An 11,571-nucleotide genomic window follows, 5' to 3' on the forward strand; every position below is an offset into this window, starting at 1 on the left:
GCGGGTACACCGCGAGCACCCGAAAACGCGAGCAATCGTCGACAGCAGTGTACTGATAGACGCCTGGCGCAACCTTCATCGTGTCCAACTGCACCCGATCACCGGGCACGGGTCGCGCGTAGCGCGTTGGCCGCTTCCTCCGGCGAGGCGGGCGCAGCGGCGGCACGGCCGCGGTGTCGAGCACCTTCGTGATGCTCGTGATCGACAGCTCAATGCCATAAGCAAGCCTGAGCTCGGCCTGAATCCGACGCGCGCCCAGGTTGGGTTCGCACCGAAGCGACAGGATCAGTTCCCGGTCGGCGTCGAAAATCTCGCGAGCTGGCGACCGCTTGGGTCGACGGCTTAGCCCAACCAGCCCCACCTCACCCAACTCCCGGTAGCGCCGAGTCCACAGCCGCAGCGTCGGTCGCGAGATACCACAGCGGCGGCAGGTCAGCCCAGCGTCGTCGGTGACCTCGTACATCCGGACCCACTGAAGTCGCTGACGAACGAGCCTGTTCACCCGCTCAGCTTACAGTGAAAGAATGTGTGTGGCACCCACAGATAATGCGCCGATGGAGAGCTTCTTCAAAACGTTGAAGGTCGAGCGTACTGATCAGTTCCGATATGACAGCCGAGCCCAGGCCAGACTCGATATCGTCCATTGGATCGAAGGCTTCTACAATTGTGTGCGGATGCATACGTCGATCCAATATCGCTCCCCGGTCGAGGCCGAATCCGGCCTGATGGCGGCATAGCGTGGTGTACGTCATTCGAGGCAGGGTCAGTATTCACCAGCGTCAAAGACCTGGACAAGAAACTCATGCGATACGTCCGTCAGTACCACAAGAATGCCGCACCACTGCAGCGGAAATATGCCGACCACGTCGCCGCTGCGGACTAGGCGCCGGCTGACAGCGAGCACGCCGTACCGCCTTCGTGAGAACTGTCTCAGCAGCGATCGCTGTTCTTGCCAATCGCAGGGCAGCGGGATCATCCGAATCAGGCGGTTGGCCGCGATCGCCGCCGCTATGCACCCCACGCACGACGCGCTGGGCGATGTCCGGGCGAGCAGCCCTAAGTACATCCCGCGTTACGTAACCGGCGAATTCATGCCTTTCCGCTTCTGGATTCAGGGGTAATCAAGTGAGATCGACCATCATTCACCCTCATCCCGTAAATCGAACTCCACGATTAGGGTCGTGATAGTGCCATCTTGCGCGCGCTCCACGTAGACCGGATACTCCCCATCCCCTGCCCCGGAAGGCACACAGAGGCCAATGCCATTTCCGAGTGGCTGACAAATCTCGCCCTCGATCTTGTCGGAGAACGCCGACCAGTCCGACATCTCGTCTCCGATATGGCGCGGGTCGCCAAGCCATACGCGCCCTGAGTCCACGAAAATGGTTCCGACCTTCTTTACTCGCATGTCTCCGACCTGTTCACTCGTGCGTGAGAAAGCCGGATGCAGCTACATTCGACCGCTTTAGCCAGAATCATCTGCCGCAGCTGCAGAGAGGCGTGTCTGTGAGGGAGCATCGCGTTGACCATATCATTCCGATCTGGAGAAAACTCGTGTCTGGACGGCATATGCATGAAAACCTTAAAATTGTTCCCGCGGTTATGAACTTGAGTGACGGAGAAAAGTATCCTGCCCTAAGCTGTCTGCCACCTTTCTGGCAACGCTGTATTTAGTGGACTGAACGTGCTGTAAGTTTGTTGAGCCGACTTAGCTCAGCTGGTAGAGCAGCCGATTCGTAATCGGCAGGTCGCGTGTTCGAGTCACGCAGTCGGCACCAAGAATCAAGCACTTGAGCCCTTGCCATCCGATTCCGAATAGTCCGCATTGGTGTGCCATCCGATTGCGTAAGTTTCAGGCGTTCCCCACCTTCATCACGGCAATCTTCTCGAGTCATGGTGCGCCGGTCGATCCCGAAGGGAATGGCCTTGAGAGCTTCCCGGATGGAACTCACGATCGGGATCAGCGCACGCTCTCCGTTCTTCGTCTTCGGCAACAGGATGTGGTCGCCCTTGATCTGCTCCCGGGTCGTAACCGTCCGGGCAACACATCTTGCCCGAACGCGCGGGATCAGCTTGGAACCAGCACTGCGGTCCAATTGTGCGGCAGCAATTCGCTGATGCGGCTCGCGGGTTGAGTTGGCAGTCGGTCGAGCACGTCCTTGAGGTAGCTATACGGATCGTGACCGTTGAGCCGAGCGGATTGGATCAGGCTCATGACCGCCGCTGCACGCTTGCCCGCGCGCAGCGATCCGGCAAACAGCCAGTTCGAGCGCCCGAGCGCGATCGGACGGATCCGATTCTCGATCCAATTGTTGTCGATCGGTCAATCGGTACGAAGAAGCGGGGTTGGACGGGCTGCTTGACCGGCGCATGGCTCAGGTATCGGGGCGGCGCGCCCCGGTCGACGAGGTGCTGGGGGTGGTGGAGTTGTATCGGGGTCGGTACGCAGGCTGGAACGTGCGCCACTTTCACGGTTGGTACCTTCGTGCCCACGGCGGCACGCGCAGCTACAGCTGGGTGAAGAACACGCTGCAGGCAGCCGGGGCGGTGCAGCGGTCCGCGGCGCAGGGCAAGCACCGCAAGCGCCGGGAACGGGCGCCGATGCGAGGCATGATGTTGCACCAGGATGGCTCGACCCACGAGTGGGTATCGGGGGTGCGCTGGGACCTGATCGTGACGATGGACGATGCCAACAGCGAGCACACCTCGATGTTCTTCGTAGACGAAGAGGGCAGCGCCTCGAGCTTCCACGGCATCGGTCAGACGATTGCCGCCCAAGGCCTGTTTACAATGCTCTACACCGATCGGGCGAGCCACTACTTCCACACCCCCGAGGCGGGCGGCAAGGTGGACAAAGAAGCGCTCACCCAGGTGGGCCGCGCGCTGGCGCAGTTGGGCATCTAGCATCAGGCGGCCTATTCGCCCGAGGCGCGCGGGCGCTCGGAACGGGCGTTTCGCACCCATCAGGCGCGCTTGCCCAGGGAATTGGCGCTGGCGGGCATCCACAGCATCGAGACGGCCAACCGCTACCTGGAGCACGTCTACCGCCCGGCCTACAACGCCGAGTTCGCGGTGGCCGCGGCCGACAGCGCCTACGTGCCCTATATCGGTCCGGCCCTGGCCGACATTCTGTGCGAGCAGTTCGAGCGCACCGTGGGGCGTGATAACTGCGTGAGCTTCGCGGCGCTCACGCTGCAGATTCCCGCCGACCGTCATCGCCACCACTACGTCAAAGCGAAGGTGCGGGTGCATCGCTATGTGGACCGCTCTCTGGCGATCTTTCACGGTCCACGCAAGCTCGCCCACTACGATGCTGCCGGCAGGCTCATGACAGAGCAATCGCAACAGGCCGCCTGAGGGGTCCGCCAGGCGCGCCGCTTGGGAACACAATAGCGGACAATTCATTTGCTACAAAACCGGACAGTTCTATTTGCTCCTAACACATGCACCCGGGCACGGGAGGCTCGGCGCGGAGCGACATCGGTCCGATGGCTCGGCTCGATCAGGGTGACCGGCCACCGACCGATATCGCCTCGTATCGCGGCGACTAAAGGCTCCGCACATGCACGTCCCGCAAGTCAGCCGGGTTGCGGTGTATCGGCTCGGGCGTGACGGTCAGCTTGAGCAGATCCCTGGGCTGCCCGGTACCGGCCGGATCCAGGATCGCCAGATAGGCAGCGACGTGGTCCGCCGTGAACCGGTCCGGGATGCTCGCCGAAAGCCGGGCCAGATAGGTGGGAATCGTCATCTGGTCGGGGGTCATCTCGGTGCGAAACGCACCCGCCCCGTGCGGCAGGAATACGCCGAGCAGGTCGGCGAAGCTCACGTCGGCCTGCTGCGCCATGAATGGCGTGAGCGTGGGCGTCGCGTAGTCTTCGGCTGTGTTCAGGTCGAGTTGCGTCACGCGGTTGTAGACGAGCAGATTGAACGTCGACATCCAGCCCCACTCGTAATGATCCATCTCGTCCAGCTTGCGAATGCCCTGGCTCTTGAGCCAGGCGCGCGAGAGCGGCGCGCGCAGGTACTCTTTGCTGCCGTAGTAGGTGGCGCCGGCGCCGAACATCTGGCGGTGCAGCTCCGTCTTCGCGAACTCCGCCCAGGCTTCGTGGAACGCCGTCCAGGTCCGGGACTGTCTGCCGTCGTGCGTGCTGCCGTGGAGGAAGAGCTGCCACGCCAGCCTGTTTTCGCCGCTGCAGTGCTGATAGGTCCACAGGTGCATGAGCTCGTGCATCGCGGTTTCGAGATCGAAGCTGTCGCGCTGTGAGTTCTGGATGAGGAAAACCACGTCGTTCAACGGATCGGCATAGGCCTGCTCGATGCGATCGCCGACCAGCGGAGACTTGTGCGGGTACTTGATGGCGATCGGTTTCTTCTCGATGAATCCGAGACCGGAGCCGAAGTCGGCGAGCTTGCCGATGAGCTTCTTCGACAGCGCCCAGAGGTCGGCGTGTCTGCGCTGGATGGTCCCACCGAGTTCCTCGTCGCCCGGCGACTGGAAGATAAGGTTGCCGAAATCGACGGTGCCGTTGTCCTGCTTATCCTCGTTCTTCCTGTCCTCGTGGACCGTGATCCAGTCGACGTCGAAGCTCACGCGCGAGATTGCGCCGAGCGCAGCCTCGATCAGATCCTCCTCCAGTTCGGTGACCACTTTCACCAGCGGGCCACCGGGGATGAGGTCGGTCACCAGGTCGCATGCCTTGGACAGCACGCCATCATTCGCCGGATAGATCTTGAGCAGGTCCGGGTCGCGGAACATCACCTGCACCTGGAAGAAGCGCTTGCTCCCGTCCTTTTGCTTGGTGAACTTGAAATAGCCGTCGGCATCGGTCATGTCCTCGCCCCATTCGCCGAAGCCGGTCGGATCCAGCTTGGTTTCCTTGGCGCGTACGCGGACGCGTACGCCTGCCAGGGGCACGACGCCGGCAAGATCGTCCTTCAGGCCGTCGGCGTCGGCCAGTTGCTGAAACTGCGTGCGGACGAGGAGTCGTCCCTTGAGGGTCCAGGTGAATTGCGCCACGGTGTGCTCCTTGAATCGGGATGTCGGGCTGATTCACGAGCACGCGGTGCGGCGTCCCACGTGTCTTGTTCGATGGTCTGCGCCCTGCCACTCGCGGTCGTGAATACTCGTGGTCCTTCTTACGTCGGCTGTGCGTGCGACGCGAAGGACACGGCAACCATTGTGGTGATCGCGCGGGTGGCAGGTAAATCGGCCGGAGCGCCTACGTCGAAGGGTCCCCGACCGCGGGTCGACAGCAGAAGCCCGCGTTGTCGCGGGCGTTGCCGGGGATGTGATCGCTCGGACCGCTACGCTTCGACCTCGGTGGCAGTGGATACGGCAAGGTCCGTTGGAGTCGGTACGCGGAAGCCCTGAACGGCGTCGTCGACCGCGCTGACCTGGACACGGGGCATCCCCGTTCCGACCGGCCCGAAGATCGTCGCGAACGAAACGTCTGCCGCATCCCGCCCGGTGCCGATGCGCAGCAGTCCGGTGACGGGCGAGATCCCGGTGGGATCGAACAGGAACCAGCCGCCGATGTAGACCTCGACATACGCGTGGAAATCCGGCGGGCCGAGATCAGGATCGGCGCCGTAGTCCACGCCGGTGACGAAACGGGCCGGATAGTTGAGTGCCCGGCACAACGCGATCATCGTGTGAGCGAAGTCGCGGCATATGCCTACGCCCTCGCGCAGGGTGTCCACCGCAGAGGTGCGGGGGTTGGACACGCCCACCTGGAAGCGCACGTTCTCGCGCACCCAGTCGCGCACCTCGCACACCTGCGCATAGCCGCGCGGCAGATGGCCGAACATGTCCCATGCGCGCTGCTGGACGAGGTCCGCCTGGCAGTAGCGACTGGGGTGCAGGAACTTGAGCGCAGTGACCGGCAGGGAGGCCGGGCCGTCGGGGACGACGGAGTCCGGATCCACCATGCGGTGGAAGATGTCGACCGCCGCCGAATAACGCGCGACGAGGCTGCCCGGCAGGGCGTCGAACGAAGCGATACGGTTACCCGTGACCGGATCCGTATCCACGGTGACCTCCCGCTCTGGTGACAGGCGGAACGACTCTTCCGCGACGCTCTGGTGAGGCGTCTGCGCGGCATGGACGTTCAGCAGAAACTCCGCTGGTCCCGCAACTTCGTACTGCAGTTCGACGCTGTAGGCGAGGCGGACGCGGCTGTCCGCGATTTCCTGGGGATTGAAGCGCATGGCGATGGCTGTTCCGTCGTTGTCCGTGGATGTCGAGGCGTACTTTGCCTGTCTCGTACCGTCGCCGCGATCGGTGAAAGCCTGATTGCGGCGTCCGGGTTCGTCCTACGCGCAACCCGGCCGGATGGTCCGGCTTCTGCTTCTGCGCGCGGCGTCTTCGGCACCGCACCATTGCCGCTACGGCGATCGAGTCGCGGGCTGGCTGGAGCACCTCTCATTTGCAGGCTGGAAGCACCAAAGTGACGCACAGGACCCGTTCCCCCGATCTAACCCTTCTCCTCACTGGAATACTGCTTTGCCTCACGCGTCCCGTCCTCGCGGACGACGGCGCTTGCGTGCCCGACGCGCGACTCCTCACCGCCGAACAGTTCCTAGAACAGGTGCGCAACGCGCGCGAGTATCTGGAGGTGCTCGATACGCCGGTGATGGAGCGGAAGACGAGCGACCTGGGGCGCGAGGTCAGGGTGCGCGAACGCGTCCCCGGGAAGAAGGGCAAGTTCGTCGAGCGCACGGTCGTGCGCAACGAGAAGGTCGTCGAGTTGTCCCGCCGCATCACGATCGCCGCCTACGACGAATGCGACGGCACGTTGCACACCGTTGCCGTGCGGGTGCCGCATCCGCTCCCGGCATACCGGCCGCTGTGGCGCGACATGCCCAACTTTGTCTTTACCCGCCTCACGCCGGGTTACGAGGTGGCTCACGAAGGCGGCGTCGGCATCGCGCGCCTCAAGTTCTCGGTGAAGAAGGACGGACGACCGCTCACCGTTCTCGCCATGAAGCATCCCCGCATTCCCTCGAAGTACTGGCGCAGCCGCGATCCGCGCGTGCTCGGCGAAGTGCAGCCCGTGGTCTACTCGGCCTATCAGCGGCAGTATCACGGACGTGCGTTCACCGACGCGCTCGTCCTCGCGGGGGTGCGCCGGTGGATCGGCGATGTCCGCAGCGCGCTCGGCACCCTGCAGGCTACGGGGGCGCGCTCGTTCGCGTTCCCCAATGAATTGCTGTCTCAGGTGTGGCCGCCGGAAGTGCTGCTGATGCTGGGGACGATCGAGCAGTCGGACGACGCCGAGTTCCGGGAAGACCCCAAGCGCACGGCCGAGGCGGTCGCCATCGAGTACGCGATCAATTCCGCACCGTTCTACTTCTCGAATTCCTCCGCGGATGCGATCGGCCCGTACCAGTTCACCGACAACTGGAAGGGCGATCGGCCGGGCACTTATTCCATGCTGGTGCGCAAGTGCACTGACGCCAGGCTCGATCCCTCGTTCCAGAGCGGTGGTCGCGACCTTCGCAACAGCATGCGCGCGGCGATCTGCCTGCTCGACGTGGAACTCGCGCGCATGCCGGACGATGCCCTGCGCCTGTTCCGCGACGACTATGACGTGGGAGTCGCCTATCCCGTGGCAGCCTACAACGCCGGCAGCGGCCAGGCGATCAAGCTGTACAACGAAGTGCCGCCGGAGGCGCTGCCGGATGCGGCACGCGCACTGGAGTTGCCGGTGCAGGCCTTCCAGTACCGCAAGGCGATCGCGCGCGGGAAGAAGCGCGCGCTCGTCCGGGCGGTGATCGTGAACAACGAAACCCGCTACTACCTGGTGAAGATGTTCACCACGTGGGACATCATCGAGGATTGGATGACGCGCGCTGCCGACGGGGATTCCACCACCACCACGCGCGTCTCCGCCGGCCAGCCGCTGCAGGATGCGCCAGTGCGTGCGGCAGAAGCGTCGGTGCGCCTGCAGATTCCCTAGATCGATCGTCCCAGACGCGGTACGCGCGCGCATTGATGCCGATGATCTCGCGCGCGGGCGCTTGATCCGACGCTCTAATCGGAGCGACCACCGGCCGCGGCGGCGGCAGGCAGCGCTGCAGATCGACGTTCCAGGACCTGGAAGAGCAGCATCCCGGCCAGCATCGCGCCGAGGAATATCCAGCCCTTCGCGGCACCGGCGCCGATGAGCACCAGCGCCGGACCGGGACAGATTCCGGCCAGGCCCCACCCCACGCCGAACAGCGCGCTGCCGCCGATCAGCCGAAGGTCGATCCGGCGGGCCGTGGGCAGCTGCATCGGAGATCCGGACAAGGATCTCGTTCTCCCCCTGGCGATGGCAAAGGCCAATGCGCCCACTGCAATCGCACCGACCATGACCAGCGCCAGCGACGGGTCCCAGTCGCCGGCGAGATCGAGGAAGCCCAGCACCTTCGCCGGATTCGCCATGCCGGCGACGACCAGCCCAAGCCCGAAGATCGATCCCGAGAGCAGCGCACCCAGAATATTCACCGGCTCACCCCGCGAGGACATGGCGTACGAGATAAACCGTTGCGAAACCGGTCGCCATGAAGGTGAGCGTCGCGAGCAGCGAGCGCGGCGACAATCGGGACACACCGCAGACCGCATGGCCGCTGGTGCAGCCGGAGCCGTAGCGGGTGCCCACGCCGACCAGCAGACCTGCCAGCACCAGCGTCGGCCATTCCGCGTCGATGCGGATATCCGGCAGCGCGGCGAATAGCCGATAGAGGATGGGGGCGGCGATCAGCCCGGCGACGAAGGCGGCACGCCAGGCCGTGTCCTGTCGCTTGGGCTGCAGCAAACCGCCGAGGATGCCGCTCACGCCGGCAATGCGGCCGTTGACGAGCACGAGCGTTGCAGCCGCGAGCCCGATGAGCACGCCGCCGATGAGCGCCGACAGCGCCGTGAAATGAGTCCAGTCGATAGTCATGTCGCAAGCCGGTGATGAGGCAGAGCACAGCATCGACCGCGTGGCTTCGTGCCGTCAAGACCCAGCAACCCCTGACGCTAGGCGTCCGGCTGGTTGCCCAACGGGGTCTTCCGGTATTCGCGACACAGATCGCTGTCCCGCGATTGCCAGTCTTCCGTCAGGCCGCCGCGTAGCGCGAGGCGTCCGAGCCAGCCTTCGGAGCAGGCATACCGACGCATCGTGCTCTGCGCCGGTGCGGAGAGAACCCAGCCCAGCGGAGGGTCCGCGACCCGGGCATCGTTGTCGCGACGGCAGGCGGACTCGGCGATCGACAACGCGACGATGCTCGGCTTACTGGAACACTCGGCAGCGCCAAACGCGGCGCCGCACGAGGGGTACACCGCTGCGTTCGCCTGCCGAACGAGTTCGCCGAGCTCGTCTTTCGCCAGGCTGGCGCGGGCGACGCGGGCGTTCAGGAAGGTCGCGAGCGGTGCGATCAACTGTTGTTCGGTGCGATTCGACGCGCGGCTCGCGCCCCGCTCGCCAGGTTCGACCGGCCGGCCGTCGCAGGCGAGCGTCGTCGAGATCGGCCCCGCGGCCGGCGTGCGTAGTGGATCGTCCAGTCCGCGGTAGACCGGTGCCCTGGGTTCGTTCTCGATCAGCAGCACGCGCAGATCGAGGTGTTCCGCGCAGGTGTGCTCCCCACAGCGGGCGCGTGCAGCCGCGGCGGTGAATGCCGCGAGAAGCTCGCGCAGGCTCGCCGCGCCCGAGTTGTCGAAATAGCCACCGTCGACGAGTTGGCGATGTACCTCGCGGATGGCGCCGGTGCTGCCGCATTCCCGCGTCACGAGCTGACCTGCGGGGCTCACGTAGCTGAAACGGGCAGACATGTGGGCGGCGCTGACGAGAGACAGATCGCCGGTCAGCCGTGCGTCATTCCCAGCAGTGTCGGAGCATGGGGGACGGACCTCGGGGTAGGGCAGTTGCAGCACGCCGGCGTCCCGCACCTTGGATTCGATGACCGGAAGATCGGTGATGAGGACGCGCTTGCCCGTGCGCACCTCGGTCGAGTTGAGAATGAGCGACGGCAGCGAGAGGCACTCCGCGTCTTCGGCCCACAAAGCGCTCAGCGGCCGCTCGAAGCGGCGCGAGCCGTTGAATTGCGCACGGAAGGCGTCCGTCAGGGAGCGCTCGAAATGCCAGGCGCGGTCGTGGCCGAACCACAGCCATGGCGTCACCACGCTGAAGGTGTCACCGAAGAGCAGGCCGCCGCTGACCGGCGCGAGGTGATCGCGTTCGAGCATCTGCAACAGTCGGTCACGATCGGCCGCGGTGAAGTCGATCCTTCTGGGGTTGCATCCCGGATCGCGCGCACGCGCCTCGGCAAGGGCGGCGACAAACGCCGCGGCGCCAACGCTGCCGCCGGACACGCCGCTCACCGCAAAGACCTGATCGGTCCAGGCCCCGGCAGTGGCCACGTGAAGGCGAGCGAGCACGAGAGCGGTCCAGTACGCGGCGCGGATGCCACCGCCTTCGGTCGCGACGAAATAGACGGGGTAGCGCTCGCGTGCGCCGATATCGCGTTTCGCGAGCCATGCCTGGACGTAGGCGTCGAAGTCCCTGCGCCGGTCGACCACGGTCTGAATTGCGGCGGCATCGGCCACCTCAGGCTGCACCAGGGCAACTCGGTGCGGATCTTCGCGCAGCGGGAACATCTGCATGGCGAGGAGGATTACCACCGAGAGAAGCACGGGCAGGGGGCGCGAGTTGCGGACGAGCCAGATGGCACCCGTCAGCAGCAGGGTCCAGAAGCCGAGCGCCAGCAGGATCGTGCCGGCAGCGCCCAGCAGGCCGGGCCGGAACGAGACGATCGCGGCACCGAGGAAGCCGAGGGCGAGCAGTACCAGGTACCAGCGCTGCGGATGGAAAAGGATCCGCAGCCTCGTCTCGCTCAGACGCTCTGCCCAGCCGCCAGGACCGAAGACCACAATACTGAGCAGCAGCGCGGCGACGAATACGAGCAGAGACTTGAGCGCAACCTGGAGGTACCAGGCGATGCCGATACCGACTCCGGCCAGCAGGATCAGCAGAAGATTCACTACGCCCTGTGCCTGCGGATGCTGCAGCGCTTCGGCGATGTCTTCCAACACGCCGAAGGCGTGCTTGGCCGGCGGGACATTGCCGAAGAGCACGATGTTTCCCAAGAGCACCAGCGCAATCCCGCCGAGCATCGCACGCGCGACAGACGCGCTGACGAGCGCCATCCACGTCGGCACCAGTGCGAGCACCGTACACACGAGCACCACAGTGTTCTGCAGCAGGCGGCGGAAGCGCACGCGTTCCGGGTCATCCGCGAGACGTGCCACCTCGCCATCGGTTTCGACACGCACCGCGATCCAGGCCGCGAGCCCGCAGGCGAAGCCCAAGTATGCCGCCAACAGGACGAAGGCCCACTGCTGAACTGCGTCGATCGGCTCGCGCAGGCCGACGAGCAGGTCCCCCCCTTGATCGGTGCCGAGCATGACGAAATTGAGGAGCGCGAGAACCGCGAGCGGGAAGATCGCGAGCAGCGCGAGACGCAGCGACTCCCCAATGCGCCAGCGCGTCCGGCGGATCCACTCGCCCGGGTCGTTCCAGAAGGATGCGAGCTTCTCCCACGTGCTCT

The 11,571-nt window shown here is 64.8% G+C and carries 10 protein-coding genes, 1 tRNA gene and 1 pseudogene; 5 read left to right on the forward strand and 7 right to left on the reverse strand.

Going from position 1 to position 11,571, the window contains the following annotated elements; all coding sequences use genetic code 11:
• Positions 1 to 463, reverse strand: a 463-nt coding sequence (locus tag JNK68_03565; protein MBL8539430.1) for a helix-turn-helix domain-containing protein, incomplete at its 3' end; no start/stop codon positions are given.
• Between the two features lie 91 nt (positions 464 to 554).
• Here JNK68_03565 and JNK68_03570 point away from each other — a divergent pair.
• Together JNK68_03570 and JNK68_03575 are read left to right on the forward strand one after the other, a co-directional pair.
• Positions 555 to 737 carry an IS3 family transposase gene (locus JNK68_03570; GenBank protein ID MBL8539431.1) on the forward strand — a complete coding sequence of 61 codons (183 nt, stop codon included), beginning with the start codon at positions 555 to 557 and terminating at the stop codon, positions 735 to 737.
• 965 nt (positions 738 to 1,702) lie between these two features.
• Positions 1,703 to 1,778 (forward strand) — tRNA-Thr (locus tag JNK68_03575).
• A gap of 290 nt (positions 1,779 to 2,068) precedes the next feature.
• Here the strand turns inward: JNK68_03575 and JNK68_03580 are convergent.
• A pseudogene (locus JNK68_03580) lies at positions 2,069 to 2,323 on the reverse strand (transposase domain-containing protein).
• A gap of 47 nt (positions 2,324 to 2,370) precedes the next feature.
• On the opposite strand from JNK68_03580, the gene JNK68_03585 reads away from it, so the two are divergent.
• Together JNK68_03585 and JNK68_03590 are read left to right on the forward strand one after the other, a co-directional pair.
• A complete protein-coding gene (locus tag JNK68_03585) occupies positions 2,371 to 2,904 on the forward strand; it encodes a hypothetical protein (GenBank protein ID MBL8539432.1) in 534 nt (177 codons plus the stop codon).
• A gap of 192 nt (positions 2,905 to 3,096) precedes the next feature.
• Positions 3,097 to 3,357 carry a hypothetical protein gene (locus tag JNK68_03590; protein MBL8539433.1) on the forward strand — a complete coding sequence of 87 codons (261 nt, stop codon included), beginning with the start codon at positions 3,097 to 3,099 and terminating at the stop codon, positions 3,355 to 3,357.
• Between the two features lie 190 nt (positions 3,358 to 3,547).
• On the opposite strand, the gene JNK68_03595 is transcribed toward JNK68_03590, so the two are convergent.
• Both JNK68_03595 and JNK68_03600 read right to left on the reverse strand, forming a co-directional pair.
• Positions 3,548 to 5,017, reverse strand: a complete 1,470-nt coding sequence (locus tag JNK68_03595) for a hypothetical protein (GenBank protein ID MBL8539434.1) — start codon at positions 5,015 to 5,017, stop codon at positions 3,548 to 3,550.
• A 287-nt stretch (positions 5,018 to 5,304) separates the two neighbouring features.
• Complete coding sequence (locus JNK68_03600; GenBank protein ID MBL8539435.1) at positions 5,305 to 6,207, reverse strand: transglutaminase family protein; 903 nt, start codon at positions 6,205 to 6,207, stop codon at positions 5,305 to 5,307.
• Positions 6,208 to 6,542: 335 nt separating this feature from the next.
• Here JNK68_03600 and JNK68_03605 point away from each other — a divergent pair, with 335 nt between their 5' ends.
• On the forward strand, positions 6,543 to 7,958 hold the full coding sequence (locus tag JNK68_03605; protein MBL8539436.1) for a hypothetical protein: 1,416 nt from the start codon (positions 6,543 to 6,545) through the stop codon (positions 7,956 to 7,958).
• Between the two features lie 74 nt (positions 7,959 to 8,032).
• Here the strand turns inward: JNK68_03605 and JNK68_03610 are convergent, their stop codons facing one another.
• From JNK68_03610 to JNK68_03620, 3 genes are all read right to left on the reverse strand, one after another.
• Complete coding sequence (locus JNK68_03610) at positions 8,033 to 8,488, reverse strand: YeeE/YedE family protein (protein MBL8539437.1); 456 nt, start codon at positions 8,486 to 8,488, stop codon at positions 8,033 to 8,035.
• A 4-nt stretch (positions 8,489 to 8,492) separates the two neighbouring features.
• Positions 8,493 to 8,927, reverse strand: a complete 435-nt coding sequence (locus JNK68_03615; GenBank protein ID MBL8539438.1) for a YeeE/YedE family protein — start codon at positions 8,925 to 8,927, stop codon at positions 8,493 to 8,495.
• Positions 8,928 to 9,004: 77 nt separating this feature from the next.
• A partial coding sequence (locus tag JNK68_03620) for a hypothetical protein (protein ID MBL8539439.1) occupies positions 9,005 to 11,571 on the reverse strand: 2,567 nt, incomplete at its 5' end.

Source organism: Betaproteobacteria bacterium (assembly GCA_016791345.1).
Taxonomy (GTDB): Bacteria; Pseudomonadota; Gammaproteobacteria; order Burkholderiales; family JAEUMW01; genus JAEUMW01.

Excerpts from the sequence above, each read along its gene's own strand:
- JNK68_03570 (MBL8539431.1), top strand. The coding sequence starts at position 555 with ATGGAGAGCTTCTTCAAAACGTTGAAGGTCGAGCGTACTGATCAGTTC.
- JNK68_03585 (MBL8539432.1), top strand. The coding sequence starts at position 2,371 with ATGGCTCAGGTATCGGGGCGGCGCGCCCCGGTCGACGAGGTGCTGGGG.
- JNK68_03600 (MBL8539435.1), bottom strand. The coding sequence starts at position 6,207 with ATGCGCTTCAATCCCCAGGAAATCGCGGACAGCCGCGTCCGCCTCGCC.
- JNK68_03615 (MBL8539438.1), bottom strand. The coding sequence starts at position 8,927 with ATGACTATCGACTGGACTCATTTCACGGCGCTGTCGGCGCTCATCGGC.